Genomic DNA, 25,955 nt, shown 5'->3' with positions numbered 1-25,955 from the left:
ATTTAGTGGCTAAAATTACCACTAAATAGGGATAAAACTATTATCAGCCCTTCGTATTAAGCCTGCTCTAACTCACGCTGGGTTTGTTGTTTATCTGCTTTAACCGGCTTTATTTTAAAGAAAAAAGTATACACAACCGGAACAAACCCTAATGTTAAAATTGTTCCCATTGCAAGACCAAACGCAATAGTGCTTGCTTGGCCATAAAACAAAACATCTTTAGATAAAATGAGCGGCAATAAGCCTATTATTGTTGTACAAGTAGACATTAATATAGGTCGTAAACGTCTTAAAGAAGCGCTGATCACCGCCTCATAATTTTGTTGATTATACTGCTCAGCGGTTTGTTGTTCACTGTGCTCAATTTGTTTACGTTCAATATTAATACGGTCAATTAATATAACCGCATTATTAATGATAATACCGGCAAGCGCATATAGACCTAAAATAACCATAAACCCAAAATTTGCCTGCATAATTAACAAACCAAAAGCGGCACCAATGATGATCAATGGCACAGTCAAAAACACAATACTAGTTGCACGGTAAGAGCGAAATTGCGCAATAATAATAAACACCATAATGGCAATACACAGCGGTAAGTTAGCTAAAATTGACGCTTGCGATTCCGCAGAGTCTCCAATTACACCGTCATATTCTATTTCATAACCAGGTGGTAATTTTTCTCTTATTTTATCAAGCTTTCCTTCAATTAATGGCACCATACTTTGCGCCGACATAATCTGGTTTTTAGCTTGTACTGTTACAGTACGAAATAAATTTTCACGCGCAATACGCGCAAATTGCGTTTCATAGCGAATGTCGGCCACTTGCATTAAAGGAACATTAACGCCTCGAGCCGAAGAATAAACATTTACGCTGTTAATACGGTCCAGATCGTAACGTTCACTGTTTTGTGCCCTTAATACAATGGGGAATATGTCATCACCTTCACGAAACTCAGAGATTGTGCGTCCCGAAAAGTAGGTTTCTAATGCTTGGGCAACATCGTTTGAACTAACCCCAGCACGACGAGCATTTTGCTGGTTAACCTCAACTTTAAGTGTAGTAATGCGGTTTTCCCAATCACTTTTAATATCGAATGCGCCGTCTGTATTGCGCAATAAGGTTTTAATTTCCTCGCCAATAGAATAAATATAATTACTATCTGGGCCTTTAATTTGAATCTCTATCAGTGAAGAATCTGAGGGCCCTAAAAACATTTTAGTAGCGCGCCCCATAACTTCAGGAAAGTCTTGAGCAAACATGTCGCGCACGCTATTTATTGTTGGCTCAGCTAGTTTTCGCTCTCCAACATCAATCATAAAGAATGCTTTTGAAGGCTCAGGATCAATCGGTGTGAGTGACAAAACAAACCGTGGCCCGCCAAATCCACCATAAGCAGCATATTTTTTAATATGCGGAAAACGCGCTTTATCATCCAATTTTTTTAAAATGGCTTGTATCGTTGCATCAGTTTTACGCATTGACGTGCCGGCTGGCATATCTAAATACACTAAAATTTGCGCGCGGTCGGAGTCTGGAAAAAACTTAGCAGGCACTAAACTCATAGCCCAACCACCAACAAAAAACAGCCCTAATATCACAACAACAAAAATTATGCGAGCGCGCATAATTCGTCTTAATACTTTTTCATAAAGCGGACTAAGGCTATCGAAAAATCCATTAATTTTACGGCGAATAATATTTTGCTTTTGCCTCGTTTCCTTTTTCACAAAGCGATGACACAAGTAAGTAGTAAAGGTTAGGCTCAACGCCCATGAAATAAGCAATGCAATTAACACCACCAGCGAAATAGAGCGTGTATATTCACCCGCACTACTTTGCGCCAACATCAATGGCAAAAACACAAGAATAGTAGTCAACGATGAGGTTAAAGAGGGTATCGCAAGCGTACCCGAGGTATTACGAATAGCTTCGTCACGCGTTTCGCCCTCTTCGATACGCTTTTTGAAATCTTCAGCCATTATTATGCCATCATCAACCAGTAGCCCAAGCGCTATAATTAACGTGGCAAGCGACATACGCTCCAGCGGAATACCCATAAAGTTCATAATTGAAAGCGTGATTAAAATAGCTGAAGGTACAATCGAACCTACAATTAAGCCGGTGCGTAGACCTAAAAACATAATAACCACAATAGAGACAACAACAATGGTTTGTAACACACTAAAGCTCACACCAAATACAGCATCGGCAACCACATCGGCTTGGCGGGTAATATTTTTTAATTGATAGCCCGCAGGTATAGTTTGATTAATTTGAGCTATCATCGCTTCCATTTTAGGAGTGAATTTCAGCACATCCGCTTGTTCATCCTTAGAGATTGCAAAAATAATGGCTTGACGGCCATTGTAGTAACTTGTTCTTGATGGGGGGTCGATCACTTCACGGCTTATTTTAGCAATATCACGTAATAAGATGGTTTGTGATTGATTGGGAACAGTGATCAGCGTATTGCGTATATCAGCTAGGCTTTGGTAATTCCCAGAAGGCTGGATAATAAAGTTTTCACCATCGGCATCAATAATGCCACTGGGACGTATAATATTTTGATTTTTTAAAGCCGCAATCAATTGTGTGGGTGCAATCCCTAATTGAGCGAGCTTAGCGTTTTTAGTTTCAATAAAAATACGCTCTTGTTGAATACCCAAAATATCAATTTTTTTTGTGCCTTCGACTTGATGCATCATATCAGCAATATGTTGCGCCACATCTTGCCGATCCCCCATGCTATAAGCGGGATCTGCAATAAGTGCCACCGTTAACACGGCAACATCACCAAAATCATCATTAATTACATAAGGTAAAGTACCACTGGGTAGCTCGCCTCGAACCGCGTTAATTTGATCGCGCAGGATATCCCACTGCTGATCAAACTCACTTTGCTCAACACTTTGCTTGAGCTCTGCGTGAATAATAGAGCGGCCTGGAATAGATACTGAGCGAATTTCGGCAATACTGGGCATTTCACGTATCGCTTCTTCGAGTGTTTTAGTGATCAACAGCTCTACTTTTTTTGCGCTCATGCCAGGGTAAGCGGTTGTTACAACCGCCTCACGAATTTTTATTTTAGGATCTTCTTGTTTGGGTAGTTGATAATAACTAAATGCGCCAAATAGCATAAGGCCAAAGACGATGGCCAGCATCAAGCGATTATGATCAAGAGCAAGCTCTGAAATAGTAGGGATTTTCATCGTTTAAATCTCCGTCACGGGTTATGGATTAAGGCGCTTGATTTCACCCTCGATAAGCGTCACTTTTTGCCCATCGTGTAAAAAAGCCATTCCCGCATTAACAATTCGCTCCCCTTCTTTTAAATCGCCTTTAATTTGCGCTTTCTGCGCAAAAAACGTTACTACGTCCACGGTTATTTTTTGTAAAACATAACCTGCTTGTTGTGATTCAGCTTGCGCTGTAGGTAACAGCTTAAAAACAAAATGCTGATTATTTTCTTGCGCCATAATGGCACTTACAGGTACTACAAAAGCATCTGTGGCTTCCTGCTGTTGTTTAAATTGTACTTCAGCACTCATACCCGTTCTAATGTCTGCAACATCATTTTCAGATATCTTTAAAATAACAGGAAACGCATTCGCGCCTTGAGCAGCTGTGCCAATTTCTTTAATTTTGGCATTCAACGTTTTATCTAATGCTGAAATAGTCACTTTAGCAGGCTTATCAATAGCTAATGAGGAGAGAATCGCTTCAGGGGCAAGGGTAGAGACTTCAAAATTTTCTTTACCTTGAATTATAAATGCAGACGTATTTGGGCTTACCTGTTGTGAAGGTTCAATATTACGTTTTGAAATAGTCCCTGCATAGGGCGCAATTAGCGTGGTATCTTGTAACTCTTCTTTTGCCATCGCTAGTCGAACTTTAGCAATCTCGACTTTATCTTTGGCACTCTCATATTGCGACTTTGCTACATCGTATTGCGCGCGTGACACAGCGCCATCATCAACCAGTGATGCTTTGCGCTCAAAATCTTGCTTAACATTTAGCAGCATAGCCTTCGCATTAGAGACCTGCCCTTCGCCCTCTTGCACTGCCAATAAATACTTTGTTTGTTCCAGCCTAGCTAACGGCTCACCTTTTTCAAAAGCCTCACCAATTTCAAAAAAAACGTCTTCGACCTTTCCGCTAACCTCAAACATTAAAGTGGCTGTGTTAGCAGGTTGGATAACACCTGATAAAATACGACTATCAAACGATTTAGTTTTATTTAACTCTATGACAGAAACAGGTTTTAATTTTTGCTCAGAAACTTGCTCTTCAGAGCACCCTGACAACATAAAAATAATAACGAAACAAACAGCTATATAATTCATAATTTCCCTTGATAAATAGTGTATTCAAACTGGTTGTACTACCAAACTAACCACAATCAATATTCACAGTGAGCCATCTAATTTAAAGTATGGCTAACATTGTTATCACCCTGAAAGCTTGGGTATAATGCAATATTCCGGCTGTATTTTTAGCCTCTAAATTGGATCTCCACATGAAAAAACTATCTGCTGTGCAAGTAAAACAACAAGCTCTCGTTCTCAATGTTGCTGACAAAATAGAAGAGCAAGGCCGCGCTGAAATCCCAGGTATGCTGCAATGCTGGTTTGATGTGGAATATCATTTATTTCCAGGTTCTTTACTAATGTGTTTTCAATTTGAAAACCAACAAGCACTTACAGCCGCAGAGCCGGAGCTACTAAAGTGGCAAAAACGCTTAAGCGGTGCCATGCTCAAAAAAGGCGTAATTTTAAAAGATATGCGCAAACATTTAGTATTTACCCTAAAAGGACCAGACGACTAAACCACTTATTTTGTAAGCGCACTCTACTTTGGTGCGCTTTCCAAATTAAACTCATTAACGTGCTTAATCAGCTCAGGGAAAAACGCTAAAAAGAGCTCATCTAGCTCACTATAATGGCGGATTATATCTTCAGCGGTACCTGCAAAATTATTAGTAAAGCGAATACGTTTAGCAATATTATCAAGCGCCCGCCCTACCCCATCAATGCTTTCGTACTCCTTAAACCAATCGTTTTTCGTCATACTGGTTACTACACGCTGCATTTTCTGTGGCATTACAGGTATACGCCTGTCCAAAAGGTCATAACTGGTGTGCTTAAAATCAATTAGTGATTGGTTATTAAACTGCTGCCAATGCGCAATAAGAAAATAATCAAACACCACATCAACTGCCACACCTGCAAAGCGCCTGCGCTTGGCTGAAAAAAGCTGCTTAGCTTCTTTTACTAATGGATGTGTGTCAGTAAATTTATCCACTAAATAATGGTTATCTAGCGCACTTTTTACAGTTGTAGGTAGATGCGTTACCTGTCGTTGGCCACCAAAATCTCCCAGCAAATTGCCAAAATGAGAATCAGCCGTAGGCTGTGCTAAATAAAGGTGGGCTAAGTAATTCATTGGTTGCCAATATAGATTAATATACCAAACTCAGATAGTTTTAAATTCAAACACGTAAAAAGATGGAACGCAGTTCCACCTTTATACATTTTAGATACTGATAGCGCATTCTAAAATATTACGCTTTTGAAACCTTGCTTGCACCAGCATTATCAAGAATTTCTTCAACACTATTTTTGTTATCGCTGTTATATTTAACACCGACGAGTATTGAACCCTTCTCAATTGCGTCTTCATAATACTTAATTTCATGTTCTGGAATAAATGCGCCGATTGCTGCGCCTAAAGTCCCACCAACGGCAGCACCTGCGCCACCAGCTGCAAGTGCTGAAACCAAAGGACCTGCAACTAATAAGCCGGCACCACCAGAAGCGACTGCTCCAACAGCGGTAAAACCACCAATAATTGCCGCTAACACGCCACCAGATGCAGCGCCCAACAAACCGCCCTCTGCAGCTTTGGTCCCTTCATCTACAGCAAAGTCTTCCTTTGTATACGAGTCGTTAGCGACAATGCTTATATCCGCCTCACTTACACCTAAAGCTTCTAATCTATAAATTGCTAATGTTGCTTGTGATGCATTATCGAATAACCCAGTAATAACAGTACTCATAATAACTCCTTTATTTGTTTAAGAAAGTACGCTTAGTAATTAGCAACATTCAAACCAAAGTTTTAATCCTTTAAAATCAGCTAGATAAATAAAAAAGTAGAGTAAAACTCTAGGCTTTAAAGTAAAAGTTGCTAGAAGTTGTAAAAAGTTCACACACATAGGTATCACTCAAGCGATTGAAATATGAGTAGAATTACAAAGAGACTAACGTTATTAGCATTGTTCTTCTAAAAATATCAACAACCCACGTTCATAGCGACTCAGGTACTTAGTCTTACGGGGTAGTTTGTCTAAGTTATTAAAGTCCTTTAGAGCTTCCTTGCCTCCTTTACACAGCTCAATCAACTTTGGATGAATATATGAATTACGAGCTATTGCTGGGGTATTCCCTAAATTACTTGAAACGCTATCTAACATATCTTTAAGCGAAAGCTGGCCGTTTGATTTATGTAAGACTTCAAATGCCAAAACACTGGCCCGCCATGTTCTAAAATGTTTTGCACTAAATTGCTCGCCCATAACACTTTGAATAAACTCATTCACCTCTTTGGAGGTAACATCACAATACTCGCCTTCATCGATATATTGGAATAAGCTCTGCCCAGGCAAATCTTGCAACTGCTGTATGATAGAGCTAAGCACTTTATCTGTTATGTTCACTTCTCTTTGCTTACCGGATTTTGCTTTATACTTTAAGCGAATATTTTTACCCGTTAGTTTTGCATGCCGGCTACGCAATGTTGTAGCACCAAAACTATTATTATGTTTGGCATTTTTTTTAGAGCCAACGCGCAGGGCTCCAAGATCCATTAAACGTACAACGGCTGCAATTGTGCGCTGGTAATCAAGCTCATTACCTCGCAAATATTCCGATAGTTTTGCTCTTAACAAAGGCAGTTTATTTCCAAATAAAGCACATGCTTCAAACTTTTTAAGCTCTTGCTGCTCCCTAAACTCGGGATGATAAAAGTATTGCTTGCGGCCTTTGCTGTCGTAGCCAGTAGCTAAAATATGCCCATTTTCTTCTGGACATAACCATACATCTTTGTATGCGGGGGGAAAAGCGAGATTGTCTAACCGCTTTATTTCATCGTTATCATGTATTTTCTTTCCTGCAGGATCATAATAAACCCATTGGTTTTCATGCCTCTTTCGAGTAATGCCCGGCAAGTTATCATCGACATAAATTAGTTTCATTTTATTCCTTTAAATTTTTGTAATCCTCAAATAAAACGGTGCCATCAATAACAAGGGCTAGTTCTCACTAGCCCTTGTTATACGATTTATCGACTCCAATACCTAAGGTTACGAATTTTTGAGACAAACTCACTTGCGGAAATTTTATTTAAATCCAACCAGCCATCATCAAGTTGTCCATTTAAACCAGTAGCCTCGATTAAAGGAGCTGCTTTATCACTAAAGCCGATATACTTCATATGTGCATAAGCATCACTGACAAAATCTTTCGCCTCAGGTATTTCAGCAAGCTTTTTGGCGCCTTCATTAGTGGTAAGCAGAGCTATTGCGTCGTAAAGCACCGAAGGTCCGCCGTTAATCACCTGATCGGCCTCAACAATCTCGCCCTTACTATTTTTAGCACCACCAACTTGAGCCGCAATAACTTCATGGCTTGCACCTTCCTCTTTAAGGCTTTGTATTAATAAATTAAAGGTTTCAGCATCAAAACCATCACTTACTAATATACCAAGCTTCCTGCCTTTAAATGTATTTGGCGCATTTTTTAAAATGCTTAGCGCATCAGATACTGGTAAATCTTGACGGGTATCAAGCGCCGCTTCTGCCGCATCTGGCATAGTTTGTAAACCTAAACCCAATGCAACTTTCTCAGCAAGCTTGTTATCAATGTTTAACAGATGAGAAACCACGCGTTCTCTGATACGTAAATGCTCTACTTTAGATAACTCAAAAATTAAAGCGTCTTGAATATGCGTTTGCTCAACGTCGGTTTGACTTAAATAAAATTGTCGTGCTTGGCTATAGTGATCACTAAATGTTTCTGAGCGATAGCGTAATTTACCACCGTCAGTTTCAGATTCTGAGCTTTTGAATCCGTGTACAGGGCACTCTCGCGGGTTGTTTTCACCCCCGCTGAATGAATTAGGTTCGTAGTTAACCCGGCCTTTAGGGTTCTGCATTGCCATGTGGCCATCCTGAAGAAAATGTCTCATCGGGCATTTTGCTGCATTAATAGGAATTTGTGTGAAATTAGGCCCACCTAGGCGTTTGGTTTGTGTATCTAGGTAAGAAAAATTACGGCCTTGCAATAAAGGATCAGGAGTAAAATCAAGTCCTGGTACTATATTCTGTGTGCAAAATGCAACCTGTTCGGTTTCTGCGAAGAAGTTGTCTACGACTCGATTGAGCACCATTTTACCAATAATTTTAACTGGTACTTGCTCTTCGGGTATCAGTTTAGTGGCATCAAAAACATCAAACTCGAACTCTTCAGCAAATTTTTGATCAAATACTTGAATGCCCAACTCCCATTCCGGATAGTCTCCATTATTAATTGATTCCCACATGTCACGACGATGAAAATCAGGATCAGCGCCATTTAATTTCAATGCCTCATTCCAAACCACTGACTGCATACCGCCTTTAGGTTTCCAGTGGAACTTAACAAATTTTTCTTCACCTTGTGCATTAATAAACTTAAAAGTATGAACGCCAAATCCTTCCATAAACCTTAATGAGCGCGGGATAGCTCTATCTGACATTGCCCACATAACCATGTGCATGGATTCTGGCGACAAACTTACAAAATCCCAAAAATTATCGTGGGCTGTTTGCGCTTGTGGAAAACCACGATCTGGTTCTGCTTTTGCGCTATGTATAAGGTCGGGAAACTTCATCGCGTCTTGAATGAAAAAAACTGGGATATTATTGCCTACCAGATCCCAATTACCTTCCTGCGTATAAAACTTAACGGCAAAGCCTCGCACATCGCGTGCTAAATCAGGCGAGCCCTGATTACCCGCCACTGTTGAAAAACGTGCAAAAACAGGGGTTTTTTCACCTTTACGTTGAAAAATATCAGCAGAGGTCAAATCATCTAAAGCATCATACGTTTCAAAGTAACCATGTGCTCCATACCCTCTTGCGTGAACAACTCGCTCAGGAATTCGCTCGTGATCAAAGTGAAACAACTTTTCTCGTAACACATGATCTTCCAATAGTCCTGGTCCGCGTTGACCTGCTTTTAATGAATTTTGATTATCACTAATAGGGCAACCTTGTGCGGTTGTCATTACGGGATGGTCTTTATTAGCTTTTTGATGAAGCTCTCCTGCATGTCCTTTATTATTTGCGTACTTAAATGACTCTGCCATAACTTTTCTTCCTTAAATGATTTTTTGATTGCTATATTTTTAAAGGGTTAAAAAACAACAACCAAGCAAAAAAAAGACCATATCTAAATAGCTTTAAAATCAATAACTAAGAAAGGAATGAAAATATTTTACCAATACAAACTATAAAAATTACACAACTAATGTAAGCTTTCCCCAGAGCATCATTTTATTCTGATTTTCATTATTACTGTATTTTTACAATGATAGATTTAGTGAGGACTTTGTCTTTATTGAGGGCTCAGAAAGGTTTGAACGTAAATGTTACTCGGCTTTATTCTTATTTAAAATAGCGTTCTGCTTTTGTACATGTCATTTTAGGTAATAAAAATTTACTCGCTTTATCTGGGCATAGTTTCTTTAAACGGCTTACTGCATAACGCCCACACCTTGATAAAGTATATAACTCTTATTTCTCAGTAACACCTAGCGCAGATTGATAACTCAACTGATAAAGCACCTTAAGCAATAACATCTGTCTCTGCGGATGAGTGATAGATTTGACCGAGTAAATTACTATATAAACAATATAAAAGATTTTTAAAAAATGATAAAAACATCTTTATTCCTTTAAAAACGCATCTAATAGTAATTATTTAGTCAATTACCTAACTCAGTTATGCGCTGCATTGATATTAAAATATTGATGCTAATATACTTCAAAACTATCCAATCAATTACAATTGTATTTTAATAATTCAGTAAAGAGTCAGGCCAATTTTGTTATCACTGTTGTTGCATTTTTTCGGTGCTGCATGAGTCATAAAACGCCTTGCTTAGCCTTTAATACAAAATGCTATTTTCTATTGTAACCAGGGCTACTCACGCATTATGACAACAAGCTTTTTAAGTCAATCACAACAGGTCGCACTGCAACAAGCACTTATCAACAGTAAACTGTTAAACAGCGACGTAGTAACGAGTGATAACCCACCATCACAAGAACAACAAGCCTATGGCTGTATCGCTGTAATGCTCTATCGCTTTAATTTACAAAAAATCAAATGGCCCTCTTTTTTAAAAGCAGCTATAAACACTGCAAGTAATGAGTGCTCGTGGTTAACCCGCGAACTTGCCAGATGCCAGCAAAGCTACAAAGCCCAGCCTAATGACGCTGTAATAATTGAACAAAGCGCATTTTTTTGTGGTATTTTTAGCGAAGAGCTCGCTTATATTGACACTTTACTTGGAACAGGTGCACAGCCTGAATAAAGTGATGGGGCAAGCATCGTTAAGCCTGCCCCAAGGATAAATTAAAAGCTATATTTTAAGCTCAGCTTATAATTAACAGGCTCACCGGGTTGAGTCCAAATTGCAGAGTAAGAGTTTGAGTAATATTCTTTATCAAGCACGTTATTAATGTTCAGTTGTACCATCACATCTTCATTAACGTTGTAAGTTGCGAACAAATTCACCAACGTATACGAAGGTAAGAAATACGTAGGGTCTATGGTTTCACCTAAGCGTTCCCCCTCATACTGAACAGCTATACCAACGGTCGCATTTAAATCGATTAAATCATTTAATTCTCTTTTAATACGCGCATTTGCACTGTGTTTAGGAATATTAAGTAAAGGGCTACCTTTTGGTAATTTTACCCACCAATCTGTATTAACCGTGTAGTTTGCTGTTTTTGCATCGGTGTAGGTATAGGCAAAATCAAATGACGTGCGCTCTGTAATATAACCGTGTAAATCAAACTCAACGCCTTCGCTAGTTACCTCGCCTAACGCCGTCGACACGCCTGCTTGCAAATCTGTGGTCAACATATTACTTTTTTCGGCGCTAAATACAGTAAAGCTGCCATTTAGGTTATCGGTGCTAAATTTAACACCCGCCTCAATAGAGGTTGTTGATTCTGGCTTAAATGCATCACCGTTTATATCGTAACCACTGTTTGGCCTAAAACCTTCCGAGTAACTGCTGTAATACTGTATGTCGTCTGAGTAAGCATACACTAAGCCTACTCGTGGGCTAAATGTACTCTGATTGCTTTTAGACTGACTTTGATCAATGTGATTATCTATTTGCTGATCAAACCAATCATAACGACCGCCTACTTGTACTTTCCACTGCTCAGTGATGTCGATTTGATCTTGAATATAAACCCCGTAACTGTGCTGTACTTCAGTGCTGTTAAATAAAAGTGAGCCTTCGGGTGCTGTTTGCCCATACACGGGGTTATACATATTGATTGCATAGCGCGTATCTTCAAGCGTAGGGCGGTATCTGTACCAGAGTTTGTCAAAATCAAACTTGCTGGCATCTGCGCCAATTAATAAGTGATGGGTAAACCCAGCAGCAGTAACGCTACCACTTAGCTCAGTGCGCGCTGAGATGTTTTTAGTTTGAAAATCACGCTCGTTATGTTGCCGACTTAAGGTTTCGCCATCAGTAAAATAAAGCTGCCTGCTAGGGGCGAGTTCAGCATCACTCGATTCGCTTATAAATTTAGAATCGCTATAGCTAAGCCCATTTAAAAGTGACCATTGCCCTATTTGATGCTCAAAGGTCAGTTGATGAGAAATCGCATCAACCTCTGTTGGTTCATCGCTTGGCTCACCTAAAAACGTTTCAATAGGTAATGCGTCTATCTTCCCATCTAGAGCAACTATACCACGGTCAAACGTCACACTCTGATCAACATATTCTAGTTCATAATTTAATTTTGTTGTGTCGGATATTAACCAAAGAACTGAAGGTGTGATCACTGTTTTTTTATTTTCGTGGTAGTCTCTAAAACCCTCACCGTCTTCAATTGCACCGTTTATTCTAAAAGCAACTTGATCATTAATTGCATTAGTGTAGTCGCCTTCAGCGCGATAACTTTGCCAGCTACCGGCTGATACTTTCAAAGAGCCTTGTTCTTCAAACTGTGGCTTTTTAGTGATGATATTAATAGTACCGCCAGGCTCAGAACGGCCATAAAGAGCAGAGCCAGGCCCTTTCATCACTTCTACATAATCAATATTGCTAGTATCGCGGGTACCACTAAAACTTCGACCCGATGAAAAACCATTAATTAAAAAGCCTGAAGGAATATTCTCATCGCCTACTAACCCACGTATTGCAAAGCTTTCCCACAATCCACCAAAATCATTTTGTTCAGAAATACTCGGCGTTAAATCAAATATATCGGTGAGTGTAGTCACTCCTGCGTCATCGAGGTTTTCTGCTGATATAAACTCAATACTTTGTGGTTGCTCGCTTAAAGGCACATCGCCACGAAAAGCTTGTCTAACCCCCGAAACCGCTATTTTCTCAATGTTATCTGATGCTGAAGCTGCGTATACAGAAGGCGCTAAAATGGTACTTATAGCAATTGTTAGGGCTGATATTTGGTATCGATTTATTAAGTTCATTCTATCTCTTAGATATCATACAAGCTTAATCGGTTAAGTTTTCACTAAAAAATTTTTTAACTAGAGCCGATTAAATAAGTACGAAATGCAAATGGTAACAATTGTTATTTGCAATAATATACAAGCAGAATAAAAAGAGCTACCCTACAGCAACAAATTTTACAAAGTTATTAGGGGTTGTTTTTATTTTTGAGTTAAACGTATTCAACATCGAAAAATAAATACCTCCTTAAATTTAGAGAAAAAAATGAAAATATTACCTTTCGCCTGCATGGCATTAGTCACTTCAATATCAAGCGCATACAGCGAACAAGCACAGGCTCATGCAATATGGTTTGCAGAGCGCTCATCACAGGTAGCCTTTATATATGGCGAAGGCGCACAAGATTTAGATACCGTAAAACGACAAAATAAAATTAAAAGCATTACTGGCTATAATAAAAACTGGCAACTAAAAAACGTAAAACTTATTGAATCAGGGCCTATGATGCTGCTAAGTGATAAAAGCGTTTATGCGATTACTGGTATGCTCGATAATGGGTTGTGGAGTAAAACAAAAGAAGGTGAATGGTTTGCTAAAGGTCGAGATGAAATCCCCAATGCACTATTAAGCGAACATACTAAAAAGTACGCAGTACATTTGCGTGGCCCGCTTGCCCAAGTACCTGCACTTAAAAATCAGCAATTACAAATCCTACCTGTAGGTAACGAATTTTCAGATCAAAAAGGCGCAATAGTCAGCTACCGCATAACTTTCAATAGCAAAGCGGTTCAAGGCGCTAAAGTAATCAATGATTTAGTAAACGACCCAGATCAAGAGCCAATAATTAGTAATGATGACGGCTTGGTCACATTGCCATTGCGTAACCAAGGCTTAAACGTAGTAGCCGCAATCTATGACGAAAAAAGCACAAATTTAAATGTATTTGATAAAACAGAGCATTTAGCCACACTCTCATTTGTTTTACCCCATGCTGCAGAGTAAAAGCAAACCTCGCCGCTCAACATTAAACAGCCATCTAACCAATATGTTTTATGTTGGCTACACAAGAGTAACTTGTTAATTAATAGGCATAAAAAGTGGCAAATTATATTTATATAACTTGCCACTTTCTTTAACGTATCACTGCCCTAATGGTTGGATTTTCTCTTTTAAAACATCCCGTATATAGAGCATCTGCACTGTGACAATAATTGATACTAACAACGGCGTTGAAAGCGCCAAGCCATGAATTCCAAACATAGCGCCCATCAATAATTGCCCACCAAGCATAACTGCTGGCGGCAATGAAACAGCTGTTCTTTGTACAAACGGTGTTATTACATTACTCTCGAGCACTTGTACAACACCGTACACGACTAGTACATACGCAGCTTGGGTTGGGCTATTGAGTAACGCGACTAATACCGCAGGTATCAAAGCGGCAATAGGTCCTATAAATGGCACAAACGATAACAAACCCGCAAGCAATGCCAACGCCATTATCAATTTCATATCAATAAGCCACAAACCTAACGCGGTTAAAAGCCCGACCACAATCATTGATGTTGCACGGCCCATTAACCATAACTTCAATGCATAATATACACTGTGCATTACTTCATTTATGCGGCTGCGTTTATCACTTGGAAATAAAAATAGCACCCCTTTTTTATAAGGTTTAGGGTGCAATGCGAGGTAAAAACCAATAAATAAAATAACAAATATATCAGCAAGTGAACCAAATAAAGTAGAAAAGACCCCGGAAACTTCCCCCATCAGCTTTCTTGGTGAAAGTGGTGCTTGTTCCCATTGCCCTTGCGCCCACTGAAGCAGAGCCTCGCCCCACTCTTTACCCTTCAAGTAACCTTCTAACTGTTTTACCCCACCAGTTATTTGCTCTCTAAGCTGTAACAACTGATCCATAATAGCGGGACCAACCAAGTAGCCAGCAAGTATTAATAACCCCAATACGGTAGCAGTAACAAGCATTACCAGTCCCCATCTGGGTAAAGGTAGCCAACGCTGTAACAGGCTCGCAAGCCCTATTAAAAAAACACCAAATAAAATCCCGCCAAATATAAGCAATAACACATACGATAATTGCCACAGCAGCATAAATAAGCCTATTGCTAAAGCTGTAATGCCAATGGTTGCTAATAGTCTGCGAATATAGTTGCTATCAGAGCTCATTGCTTCTCCCTTTGCTTGGTATGGCATGCACTTAATAAAGTTAATGCCTATACATTCAATGCAATTAAAATTTTGCAAAGTACAGTTTTATCAGTTTTAGTGCTTTTTTAACAGTCTCCTATATAAAACGGCTCGTTTTGTTATGAAGGAAAGACACCGTTTACAGGCTCAATTGATATGGCTGAATGCGTGAATGTGGCTAAAAATAATACTGACACTAAACGATGACAGAGCCGATAACCAAAGGCTCAAATTCATAGGGCGTTCTTTACCCAAGCCATAGCGCATATTCTCACCAATCGAGGCCATTACTAGGTCCATAGCCATATTTAAATTGGTTGAAAAAGTAACAATACTTGGTTTTTGAATAAAAACATCAAGAAAACACAGCTGCCTGCTTGAATGGAACTTTCTAATGTCACTTGCAAAACGAGCCTTCTTTGAGAACTCTTGGTAAAGAGATAAAACTTAAATAAGATTTTATCTCTTTTAAATTAAACTTTTAATTAAATTAGCTGCCCAACAAAGTTAACACTATTATGGGCTAAAATAGGGAACACCAAACTCCCTGTGCGCTCTCTTAGCCAAAGCAAAATAAAACCGTAGCCACCTGTTAATAAAATAGCGGGGAAAGAAAAGTGCCACTCTCCACCATTAAACATAACGCCATGAACTAGTCCAAATAACACCACTAAGAGCAACCCTGCAATGTTAATTGACGCACCACCTAAACTGTAGCGTTCAGATATAATTGCCAAAGATATACAAAATAAAAGAATCCCTCTAAACATAGGCTCTTCATCAAAGCCTGGCATTGTTGCTTGATAAAGTAAGGTTTCTAAATCGTAATTAGGTTCACCACTCCAAAAAAGTGATACAACTATCTGTAAAATGATAAACAAGCACATAACTGTAAAAGCGGGTTTTATAGAATTTTCATTTTGCTTAAAAGTAAAACCAGCATCTGCAATACGAAAGTTAGCTTTAAATTTAACTAAAGCTAATAGTACGACTAACCAAAGGATTATTGCCGCTACTTTTCCAGACCAATTCCACGACATATCAGGAAAAAGCATATCCAAGAGAATAACCTTTCCACCTTTAAACAAAGCAAAAAAGTAGCAAACTAAAATACCTAACGAAATCAAAGACCACATTAGATTTAAATCAACTTTTTTAATTGCTTTTAATATCAAAACTAAAAGTAATATAACGCCGACATTTGCAAATAAACTTATAAATAGATCTTCCATGAATACCTCTTTTATAAAAGGCTATTTCTAGCACTTATTTTATTATTGTTTTAAGTAGTACCTAATACTAATCCTAAATTAGGTACTGTTAAACAATTAGTTATAAAAGAGGTAAGCACTCTAGGTACAAACAGGGTGTTTACAGCAATTAATACTTTTATGTGTCTTTAAGATGGGTATATTAAGGCTGGATATGTCGTATTGTATTCAAGGCAAAGACAAACATCCCTGCTTGACCAGAGGTTATCAATGGCCGCCCTTCGGCTTTTGGTTTTCTACTGAATATTCAGAATATGTTTGGATATTTTAACCTCCTCAATATTATAAGGAGGTATTTAGGTCAAATGGAAAAAGCACTGTTTGACTAAATTAGACCCTGTAACTAAACATGGCGAAGGTACCTTATGCATTCTTTCTCAGAAGACGATGTCCAGCCGCTACCCAGTATCTGAATAAGATAATTTTTCAGAGCTTTATTTAGTGATAGAGCTTGCTTAATAAGAGGATACCTACCTGTTCTAATCAACTCTATATAAGCAATTGCTATGTCATCAACATCTGTAAAATACTTATCATTCAACTGTATAAAAACAGCCATTACCTTATCTAATTCATATGTACACTCAGTAATTAAAGCACTCGCCATTTTATTCTCATTAGTAGAAAAAACATTAGTAAAGCGAGGTATAAAGCTTCTGGCAAACTCCCCATCTGGGCCTGCAAGTTCAATATATACTTGATCAGATATAATAGAACCCAAAACTCCACCAACAACAACACCTACTGCTACACCTATAGGCCCAAACCAGATGCCAGCAGTCGCGCCCCCAGCGGCGCCTCCAGCAAAGCCACCTCCAATGTTAGTTGCTTCACGTCCTGCCGCTTTGAGTTTATTATCTGAACTACTAATATTATAAACTGCGATACATATAGAAAGTACCCATAAGCTTCGCCCTGCTTTGCCTAAGTTGTTTGCTTTGGCGCTAACGTTAGGGTTTGCCTTCCCTGCACTTTGAACTATCTTTTTATAAATAGATGAAGCTTCTGATTCATTTAGCTCGCCAAAACCTTTACCGAACTGGCTTTTTGCATATTTATCTAGTAATACCTCTAAATTCAAACCACTGGCCTTTAACTTAACAACCTTAGCTTTACCAATATCACTAGTTTTACTGCGAGAGACAGCCATGATTTCATTTCGCATTTCATTCGCAGCTACAGCAGCTTGTTTAGGTGTTATGACTCCAGTCTTATAAGCATTAACTAATTCCAAAGACATTTTTTTTGTCTGTTCCATATATAGCGCCCTTACTTTTGAATCATTTATGAAACGACTACCAAAGTTAATTGCTGCTACTTCCATTTGCCTAATACTAGTTTCTACATCTTTGTCAGAAATAAACGAGTCCATGTTTGTAAACCTTAATCTTTTATTGTTAGATAACTTGGTGATAATTTATTTGAGTAACGAAGGCCATTTGAAGGTATTGCATGAGAAATATGCACTTTTTTTTTGTCGGCAATAATTAAATTATTTATCGAATCCCCCCAAAATTTGAATTCAATCGTTTGATCATTTTTAATTATTAAATCTTTCAAAATCCCTGGAGAATACGGCTTCGAGAGTTCAACACTTTCAATAACCTCACCTTTTGAATCAATCAAAGTAATATATAATGTCTCCTCGTATGGAGAATCATCGGAGGTAAAGAATATATACGTGCAATTTTTTCTTTTAAATATTTTTTCTACCTTCTTTCCATATAATACTTGTTGGTTTTGCAGGCCATCAAAATGTACTTGTAATTTTTCTTTAACTTTATTTTCTGAAAAAAATGTAACTTCTTCCATAATTAAATCCGTTTAATATTAGATATTAACAATATTATATATTTCCCCAATTAATGTACACCTTTGAAATAGAGTTACTAAATCTCACTCAAAACTACTTTGTCAAAATACGGAGTTTATTTATATAGACCAAAAGAGACCTAACAAGCTCATCCATTGACCTTTTTTCCTTTTATTTAGTCCTTTGCTCTTTAAAATCTAAGTCTTTATTCAAAGAATACAGATGAAAACATTAATAGTGCGCAAAGCATAAAAATTACAAAATACACTTTAAATAATCTCGAGACGTGAGCTGGTACCTTGTCTCTATCACTTAATAAATTATACCGTTTTGCATACCAATCAAATAAAAATACACTGCCATAATGAAGTAAACCATGAAGCGCCATAAAAATATTTAGGGAATAGTAGCGATTTCCATGCTCTAAAATATCTTCAACCGTTCTGAGCTTTTTTGCTTTTAAATAAAAAGCTAAAGGTAAAAGAATGATAAAAATAACACTTAAGCCAACACCAAAAAATATCAAATCCATTATTTAATCAACAAAAAAGAAAAGCAGTTAATCTAAACAAAAGTACGCCATGAGGCATGCTAATAAAAACATAGAGCTAAATGTTATAAATAAAATATAATAAAGCTTAAACCACATCTGCAAATTTTTGGGTACTTTATCTCTCTCCTCTATTACCTTATAACGTCTAGCATACCAATCGAATAGAAATATAGAACCGTAGTGCAATGCTCCGCTACCAGCAGTTATGATATTTAATGAGTAAAAACGATTTCCATCATCTAGAACATCCTCTACCAACCGTGTTTTTTTATCTTTTATAGCTATTAAAATTGGTAATATTATAAAAAAGAAAAGACCCGCAGATGTAAGAAACAGAGTTAAAAACCACAACTTAATAGGCTCCATTACTTTTCAACAACCTCATATATTAACTCGCCTGCACCCCCTCCAGAATAACCTCCAGCTTCGCTTGCCTCAACCCTATCAGCACAATTCCAACATACCCGCCTTTTCAGGTTTTTGGCCATGTTGGCTACAGTTTTATAGTATTGAAATTAGTAACGGGGATTTCGATTCGCAGGTGGTTGTGACTGGTCATTAAACAGGACAATATACATAAATATTAAACGTAGGCTTGCTCAATATAATGTAAAAAGACTTAAAGCAGTCACCATTCAAAAAGGTGTTTTGCATGCCCTCTTACGCAATTCATTAAATAATAAAATGCATTCATAGACTCAATACGCAGAGATCTAGATACATTAATTCACCAACAATGGTAACTATAAATCTAGGCCTTTTATGTCTAAAACCAGAAGTATGACCCTTTGGTTTTTAAAGCCAATCGAAAATAAAACCTTAAAAAATATTCTAAATTAATTTGTAATGTAGTTTTATTAAATTTGTTTTTTATTTAAAGATACTGCTTTGCCTTTGTACATGTAAGCTTAGGTAATGGAAGTTTACTCACTTTGTCTGAGCATAACTTATTTAAAAAATTGACTGCAAAGCGTTCGCACCTTGACAATGTATACAACTCATATTCCTCAGTAACACCAAGCGCAGATTGATAACTCAACTGATCAAAGTATTCATTAGTGCCTAAAGCAATAACATCTTTCTCTGTCTCTCCAGATGAATGATAGATTTTACCTAATAAATCATTGGTAAAATCAACAATGGTATTACTTTCAGACAAGTCATTTTTAAGTGAGCAAACACTAAGATAGGGTGTAGCTTTACCTACATCAAAATATAAATCATTTCCTGTAGCAAGATGACTAAAAAATATGGCGCTTAGTAAACAAAAAAGCTTAATTAACCTCACTATGCATTTCTCCATACCTTAAGCAAACCATATATATTACTCCAATATATAATAAACAAGCCTATAGATTGAATCGAACCGGAAAACTCAGTGCCAATAGTTATCATAGCTAATGTTAATATCGTTAGTAAACTTGAAAAAACAAATGATATTTTTAACAAATCCTTATTAGAATAGCCATTAGCTTTCTTTTGAGTCATATTATGTCGAGCAAAAAGATTAATACATACTAAGCAAAATATTACTACGCAGCCTTTTAATATCATTTAAATATCTTCCAGTTTAATTAAACCTCTCAAAATTAACTCCTTTGTTGCAGCCGCTTCATTTTTGCTTGAACAGTAATACAAAAAAGTCGAAATAACAGTTAAAAAATTCCATTAGCCATTACAAATATAACTGTATTAATAACAATACTGACCATATAAGCCCCTATAAAAAATGCGGCGAATGCTGAAACGGCCCCACCTCCTGTATATCCGGCTTTAGCTTTTTCTACCATTAAAACATAGATGCTCAGCCCTATACTCACCTTAAACCACAGCCAGTAATCGTTACTAAATAACGGTATTGCTGCAAAAGCAACAATCGGTACTAGTATTTTACCTTCTTCGTTTTTGTGTAAAAAATAAAAAGCTAAAATAGCAATATATAAAAATGGCGTTACATCATTCATATAAACAACTTCCTTGTAAATATAAAATTAAAATAAATAAATTTTAACTATTGTACTTATTCATCAGTACTAAGCACTTAATAAATAGAGTTTAAAATAAGAACACTTGATTTTTTTGAATGAAAAGGTCAGCAGGTGCCTGCTTGACTGGAAATTTCTAATGGGTGACCACTTTGGTCTTAATTCTCTTTCTTAAATGCTTCAGAACCAAATTGATCATAATCATGCTGTATAGCTTGAAATAATTTTGACTCAATCACTTTGTCAGGATTATCACTTATAAACTTATTAATTTTCTCCAATTGCTTTACTGGAATCTCATCATAAATTTTTGATATTTCTTCAGCTTTCTCGAAAATGTATTCAGCTATGCCATCTGGAAAAGTGTAATCCCTTGGCTTTAGAACATCTCCTTTGATTGATATTCGACTGCTCCTAATAATTTTCGAGGCGTTTGTTTTAATAACCCCTAAAATTATAAAGCTAGGTAACTTTGTATAGATATAAGTTTCACTATCATTGCCTATGATATCCATTGCTATATTACGTAGAAAATATCGATTTATATTCCTAGGTAAATTATCTACATTATGCGTATCAATTGCTTCTACAGGGTAAATGTGTTGTTCGTATTGAAAAAGGTTATCAGTCTTACCTAAGAGGTAGTTAGCTAAAGCTAACTCTGCGCCGTCTAAATTTTTCAAGTAATCTTTACTTTTGCTTGTTTCATCTTTTAAATTTTTACTTCTGATAAAGGTTAGAGTTCTCCATGAAAGAGACGCAGCAAACTTTGACAACCAATTGCCATAAGGCATTCTTGTAGTTGAATCATTAATAAACGGGTAAAATATTTTTAGAGAAAACTCTCTTTCCCAATCAGAGAAGAGATCCTCACATTTGCCGCATAACCAATATTCTTTAGCAAGATCTTGAGCTCGTTTATGAACCTCATTTTTCTCTCTGATATAACCTGTTATGGATGTTTTCTTTAACCATTTACCTATAAATTTGGGAATAAAATGGCTCTTTTCAAGAGCGCTTGGGTTTTTACATAGTTTGCAGGTTCCATTCATAAAACACTCCAGCAATTAATTTAACTTTGTCTAATCAATACTCCTAGGTTTAAAATTGTAAACCTAAATTAGCTAGCTCCTTGTATTTTTGTGTCTTTTTAATTTAATCTAACAGAAAAGCTCTATAGCTCCCACTGATAAAAACAACTTTACAGTGATTATCATCCTCATAAACTGGATTTACCACCAGCATGACAAATCCAGTTTATGAGCCATTTATTTAGTCTTTAGTCCAATAAATTATTAAGACCTATTCTAAGAACCAAAGGAATCAAAACTTTACTACATACATAAAAATATTAACCAATAAACATTACACTTTGCCAAGACCAAACACCAACCTCACGTTTAATCCCCTCCCCCCGTCATCACGCCCTGAAAATAAGCAATTGATGAGTAATATCGCGCATGGATGCGCGATAAGGCGAAACTAGGCCATGGGTGAAAAGCGCAGCTTTGAACGAGAGGCCATGGATGGCTGAACTGGGGAGCGTACAGGGATGTGAAAGATGGCCTATCTTCGCCGTTTACGTTCACATCAATTAATTATTTGAAGGATTAAGCGTGATGCTCGGGTGCGCAGGGAGATGACGAATAACCGAAGCGCAGCTTCGCAGTATGAGGAAGTGGAGGCATGGATGCCGACAGTAACCCAGCTTCAGGGATGAATTGCTTGCAGCAGAGTCAATTTGAAAATAGATCCCTCTTTGGCTGCCGTCGCCAGCGCGACAAAACCTTGAATAAGGTTTCTAATTTAGGTCACGGATTTATCCAGACAAAAGTTAGCAATAAAAACCATCAGCCATTTCAGGCTAAAGCCCAACCTACAAACCACGCACGCCAGCAAGCTTGGCTCCTACAGAAATACCTTTAACCTCGGTGCAGCGCGAAGCGCCTCTGAGTTCTCTGTGGTGAAATTCACTTATCGCCCTAAAGAGCGACCTACAAACAATACATATTTACGTGCTTGGGAGGTGGTAATGATATTGGAGAATCGTTGGGTTTCGTTGCGCTCTACCCAACCTACAAACCATTCACGGCTAAAACCGACTCCTATAACAAAATTTACCCTCAGTGTAGCGCGAAGCGCCTCTATGATCTCTGTGGTGAAATTCTTTTTCTCGCTTTTTTCGCCCTAAAGGACGACCTACAAACAATGCATATTTACGTGCTTGGGAGATGGTAATGATATTGGAGAATCGTTGGGCTTCGTTTCACTCTACCCAACCTACCCCATATAATTTATGGCGAATCACCTCACACAAAAAAGCCGTTGCATTGCTGCAACGGCTTTCATAATTTCGATAAATCCCCACTCTACAGTGGAACTTACTACCAATTAAAGTTCAAAAATTAGTCGCGGTATGTCTCAATCGGAGGACATGCGCATACTAAATTACGGTCGCCGTATACGTCATCGATACGTGTAACCGTTGGCCAGAACTTATCTTTAGCAACTGCTGGTACTGGGAAGGCAGCGTAAAAACGGTCATACGCGCGGTCCCATTCATTACCTAACACATCGGCTTGCGTGTGCGGTGCAAATACCAATGGGTTGTTTTCGATAGACCATTCACCTGAAATGATTTTATCGATTTCACCTTTAATCGATACCATCGCTTCGATAAAGCGGTCAATCTCGCCCTTAGACTCAGATTCAGTTGGCTCAATCATTAATGTGCCCGCTACTGGGAACGACATTGTTGGTGAGTGGAAACCATAATCTTGTAAGCGCTTAGCAACGTCCATTTCAGTAATGCCTGAGGCTTCTTTTAATGGGCGTAGGTCAATAATACATTCGTGGGCAACGCGATTGTTACGGCCACGGTATAAAATTGGGAAGTGCTTGCTAAGCTCATTGCTTAGGTAGTTAGCATTTACAATCGCCATTTCTGTCGCTTGTTTTAAGCCCTCAGAGCCCATCATGGCAATGTAAGCCCATGAAATAGGTAAAATAGCTGCAGAGCCGTAAGGCGCTGCCGATACTGCGCCGTTACCAGCATTAGTACCTGGTACGTTAATTACACTGTGGTTTGGCATAAATGGCGCTAGATGCGATTTAACACCAATTGGGCCAACACCTGGGCCACCGCCGCCGTGTGGAATACAGAAGGTTTTGTGTAAGTTTAAGTGCGATACATCTGAGCCAATAAAGCCCGGGCTAGTAACACCTACTTGGGCGTTCATATTTGCGCCATCCATGTAAACTTGGCCACCGTGCTGGTGAACAATTTCACATAGCTCACGAATTGTTTCTTCGTATACACCGTGTGTAGATGGGTACGTTACCATGGCACATGATAGGTTTTCAGACACCTCAGCAGCTTTGGTTTTTAAGTCTTCCATGTCGATGTTGCCGTGTTTATCACAGTTAACAACCACAATTTTCATGCTCGCCATTTGTGCCGACGCTGGATTAGTACCGTGCGCAGAGCTTGGAATTAAACATACGTTACGGTGCGCGTCCCCTCGTGACTCGTGGTATTTACGAATGGCGATTAGGCCTGCGTATTCACCTTGTGCACCTGAATTTGGTTGCAGTGAAACCGCATCGTAACCGGTAATGTTAACTAGCCAATCGTGTAGCTCGTTAATCATTACTTGATAACCCTCTGCTTGGTCTAGCGGGCAGAATGGGTGAAGGTTTGCAAATTCAGGCCAGGTAATTGGAATCATTTCAGCGGTCGCGTTTAGTTTCATGGTACATGAACCTAACGAGATCATAGAGTGATTAAGCGCTAAATCTTTGTTTTCAAGTCGCTTAATATAGCGAAGCATGTCTGTTTCGCTGTGGTAGCTGTTAAAGTTTGGATGCGTTAGAATTTCATCATCACGCACTAGGCTTGCAGGAATAGAGTCGCTGCCATTTGCTTCAATATCAGCGGCAATCGCATCTACGCTTAGGCCATGGCCTTCGCCTAAAATAATATCAAATAACTCGGCAATGTCTGCACGTATTGTGGTTTCTGATACTGAAATTGAGTACTCGACTGCATGGTTAGCAGCAAAGTTAACACCTTTAGCCACAGCACGGGCAATCACGTCAGCTTTGTTTTCATCAACAACAGTTAATGTATCAAACCAGGTAGTGTGCTTAAGTGCCACGCCTTTTGCTTTTAAGCCAGTTGCTAAAATATCAGCAAAACGGTGAATGCGTTGTGCAATGGTTTTTAAGCCTTGCGGGCCATGGTATACCGCGTAAAACGCCGCCATGTTCGCTAGTAATACTTGCGCAGTACAAATGTTTGAGTTGGCTTTGTCGCGACGAATGTGTTGCTCACGGGTTTGCATTGCCATACGCAGTGCATCGTTACCTAAACGGTCTTTTGATACACCAATAATACGCCCTGGTAATGAACGTTTGTATGCATCACGTGTTGCAAAAAATGCAGCATGTGGACCACCGTAACCCATTGGCACACCAAAACGCTGAGCAGAGCCAAGTACTACATCTGCACCTAATTTACCTGGTGCTTTTAACAGTAATAAGCTCATGATATCGGCTGCCACACAGGCAATCGCTTTTTTGCTTTGTACGCCAGCAATTAGGTCAGTTATATCAACAATTTCGCCTGATGTTGACGGGTATTGAAATAACGCACCAAAAATGTCGTGGTTCACGGCATCAGCGGCTTTACCTACAATAATTTCAAAACCAAATTGCTCTGCACGGGTGCTCACTACGTCAATGGTTTGCGTGTGTACGTCGTCGGCAATAAAGAACGCATTGGCTTTTTTAGCTTTAGATACACGTTTTGCAAGGCCCATTGCCTCGGCTGCAGCAGTTGATTCGTCAAGCAGTGAAGCACTTGCTAAATCTAGGCCGGTAATGTCTAAGGTCATAGTCTGGAAATTTAATAGTGACTCTAAACGCCCTTGTGCAATCTCTGGCTGATACGGTGTGTACGCTGTGTACCAACCCGGGTTTTCAAGTACGTTACGTAAAATTACGTGCGGTACGTGAGTTGGGTGGTAGCCTTGGCCAATATACGATTTGAAAACTTTATTTTTGCTTGCTACTGATTTTAAGTAGCTTAGTGTTTCAACTTCGGTACGGCTTTCGCCGATATTAAGACCTTGCTCAAGACGAATACCAGCAGGTACAGTTTGACCGATCAGCTCTTCAACGCTCGATACTTCAAGAGCGCTAAGCATGTCGTTTACTTGCGCTGGGCTTGGCCCAATATGGCGGCGAATAAAATCTTGCTTTTGCTCTAATTGTTCAAGAGATTTGGCGTTTGACATGTGTCCAGATTCCTATGATCCTAAATACTAATGGGTAACTAGTATTGA

General features: G+C 38.5%; 21 protein-coding genes. 4 read left to right on the top strand and 17 right to left on the bottom strand.

Features of this window, described 5'->3' with window-relative positions; translation table 11 throughout:
- Positions 1-56: 56 nt before the first annotated feature.
- A complete protein-coding gene (locus PTET_RS02795; protein WP_096038168.1) occupies positions 57-3,218 on the bottom strand; it encodes an efflux RND transporter permease subunit in 3,162 nt (1,053 codons plus the stop codon).
- 21 nt (positions 3,219-3,239) lie between these two features.
- A complete protein-coding gene (locus tag PTET_RS02790) occupies positions 3,240-4,352 on the bottom strand; it encodes an efflux RND transporter periplasmic adaptor subunit (RefSeq protein ID WP_090494674.1) in 1,113 nt (370 codons plus the stop codon).
- Positions 4,353-4,525: 173 nt separating this feature from the next.
- Here PTET_RS02790 and PTET_RS02785 point away from each other — a divergent pair, with 173 nt between their 5' ends.
- Entirely contained in the window at positions 4,526-4,834 is a 309-nt protein-coding gene (locus PTET_RS02785) for a hypothetical protein (RefSeq protein ID WP_010390782.1), read from the top strand.
- 23 nt (positions 4,835-4,857) lie between these two features.
- Here PTET_RS02785 and PTET_RS02780 read toward each other — a convergent pair whose 3' ends face one another.
- The 4 genes from PTET_RS02780 to PTET_RS02765 form a co-directional block, all read right to left on the bottom strand.
- Positions 4,858-5,451, bottom strand: coding sequence for an acyl carrier protein phosphodiesterase (locus tag PTET_RS02780; protein ID WP_090494678.1), 594 nt, complete (start codon positions 5,449-5,451; stop codon positions 4,858-4,860).
- 118 nt (positions 5,452-5,569) lie between these two features.
- Positions 5,570-6,064, bottom strand: coding sequence for a general stress protein (locus PTET_RS02775; RefSeq protein ID WP_013464109.1), 495 nt, complete (start codon positions 6,062-6,064; stop codon positions 5,570-5,572).
- A 213-nt stretch (positions 6,065-6,277) separates the two neighbouring features.
- On the bottom strand, positions 6,278-7,261 hold the full coding sequence (locus tag PTET_RS02770) for a DNA topoisomerase IB (RefSeq protein ID WP_096038167.1): 984 nt from the start codon (positions 7,259-7,261) through the stop codon (positions 6,278-6,280).
- An 86-nt stretch (positions 7,262-7,347) separates the two neighbouring features.
- A complete protein-coding gene (locus PTET_RS02765) occupies positions 7,348-9,414 on the bottom strand; it encodes a catalase (RefSeq protein ID WP_096038166.1) in 2,067 nt (688 codons plus the stop codon).
- 849 nt (positions 9,415-10,263) lie between these two features.
- On the opposite strand from PTET_RS02765, the gene PTET_RS02760 reads away from it, so the two are divergent.
- Positions 10,264-10,644 (top strand): hypothetical protein, encoded by a 381-nt coding sequence (locus PTET_RS02760; protein WP_090494685.1) that lies wholly within the window; start codon positions 10,264-10,266, stop codon positions 10,642-10,644.
- 41 nt (positions 10,645-10,685) lie between these two features.
- Here the strand turns inward: PTET_RS02760 and PTET_RS02755 are convergent, their stop codons facing one another.
- Positions 10,686-12,794, bottom strand: coding sequence for a TonB-dependent siderophore receptor (locus PTET_RS02755; protein WP_096038165.1), 2,109 nt, complete (start codon positions 12,792-12,794; stop codon positions 10,686-10,688).
- Between the two features lie 247 nt (positions 12,795-13,041).
- On the opposite strand from PTET_RS02755, the gene PTET_RS02750 reads away from it, so the two are divergent.
- Positions 13,042-13,779, top strand: a complete 738-nt coding sequence (locus PTET_RS02750; protein WP_096038164.1) for a DUF4198 domain-containing protein — start codon at positions 13,042-13,044, stop codon at positions 13,777-13,779.
- 138 nt (positions 13,780-13,917) lie between these two features.
- Here the strand turns inward: PTET_RS02750 and PTET_RS02745 are convergent, their stop codons facing one another.
- The 9 genes from PTET_RS02745 to PTET_RS02700 all read right to left on the bottom strand — a co-directional run bounded on the left by PTET_RS02745 (position 13,918) and on the right by PTET_RS02700 (position 21,662).
- A complete protein-coding gene (locus tag PTET_RS02745) occupies positions 13,918-14,967 on the bottom strand; it encodes an AI-2E family transporter (protein ID WP_096038163.1) in 1,050 nt (349 codons plus the stop codon).
- Positions 14,968-15,135: 168 nt separating this feature from the next.
- A complete protein-coding gene (locus tag PTET_RS19010; protein WP_013464101.1) occupies positions 15,136-15,276 on the bottom strand; it encodes a hypothetical protein in 141 nt (46 codons plus the stop codon).
- Positions 15,277-15,473: 197 nt separating this feature from the next.
- Complete coding sequence (locus PTET_RS02740; RefSeq protein ID WP_096038162.1) at positions 15,474-16,220, bottom strand: CPBP family glutamic-type intramembrane protease; 747 nt, start codon at positions 16,218-16,220, stop codon at positions 15,474-15,476.
- Between the two features lie 382 nt (positions 16,221-16,602).
- The gene (locus PTET_RS02735; protein ID WP_013464099.1) at positions 16,603-17,631 is read right to left on the bottom strand and encodes a hypothetical protein; all 1,029 of its coding nucleotides are present in this window, start codon (positions 17,629-17,631) and stop codon (positions 16,603-16,605) included.
- 11 nt (positions 17,632-17,642) lie between these two features.
- Complete coding sequence (locus PTET_RS02730) at positions 17,643-18,071, bottom strand: hypothetical protein (protein ID WP_013464098.1); 429 nt, start codon at positions 18,069-18,071, stop codon at positions 17,643-17,645.
- Positions 18,072-18,277: 206 nt separating this feature from the next.
- Positions 18,278-18,604 carry a hypothetical protein gene (locus PTET_RS02725; protein WP_096038161.1) on the bottom strand — a complete coding sequence of 109 codons (327 nt, stop codon included), beginning with the start codon at positions 18,602-18,604 and terminating at the stop codon, positions 18,278-18,280.
- Between the two features lie 895 nt (positions 18,605-19,499).
- Positions 19,500-19,913, bottom strand: a complete 414-nt coding sequence (locus PTET_RS02715) for a hypothetical protein (protein WP_096038159.1) — start codon at positions 19,911-19,913, stop codon at positions 19,500-19,502.
- A 367-nt stretch (positions 19,914-20,280) separates the two neighbouring features.
- Positions 20,281-20,589, bottom strand: a complete 309-nt coding sequence (locus PTET_RS02705) for a hypothetical protein (protein ID WP_096038158.1) — start codon at positions 20,587-20,589, stop codon at positions 20,281-20,283.
- A 179-nt stretch (positions 20,590-20,768) separates the two neighbouring features.
- On the bottom strand, positions 20,769-21,662 hold the full coding sequence (locus PTET_RS02700) for a hypothetical protein (RefSeq protein ID WP_096038157.1): 894 nt from the start codon (positions 21,660-21,662) through the stop codon (positions 20,769-20,771).
- A 634-nt stretch (positions 21,663-22,296) separates the two neighbouring features.
- Between PTET_RS02700 and PTET_RS02695 the strand changes: the two genes are divergently transcribed.
- The gene (locus PTET_RS02695; RefSeq protein ID WP_096038156.1) at positions 22,297-22,536 is read left to right on the top strand and encodes a hypothetical protein; all 240 of its coding nucleotides are present in this window, start codon (positions 22,297-22,299) and stop codon (positions 22,534-22,536) included.
- A 479-nt stretch (positions 22,537-23,015) separates the two neighbouring features.
- On the opposite strand, the gene gcvP is transcribed toward PTET_RS02695, so the two are convergent.
- Positions 23,016-25,907, bottom strand: coding sequence for an aminomethyl-transferring glycine dehydrogenase (gene gcvP / locus PTET_RS02690; RefSeq protein ID WP_096038155.1), 2,892 nt, complete (start codon positions 25,905-25,907; stop codon positions 23,016-23,018).
- Between the last annotated feature and the right edge of the window lie 48 nt (positions 25,908-25,955).

This window comes from Pseudoalteromonas tetraodonis (genome assembly GCF_002310835.1).
Classification (GTDB): Bacteria; Pseudomonadota; Gammaproteobacteria; order Enterobacterales; family Alteromonadaceae; genus Pseudoalteromonas; species Pseudoalteromonas tetraodonis.
Note: the sequence above shows the minus strand (reverse complement) of the source record. Positions and strands in the feature narration are given on the sequence as shown.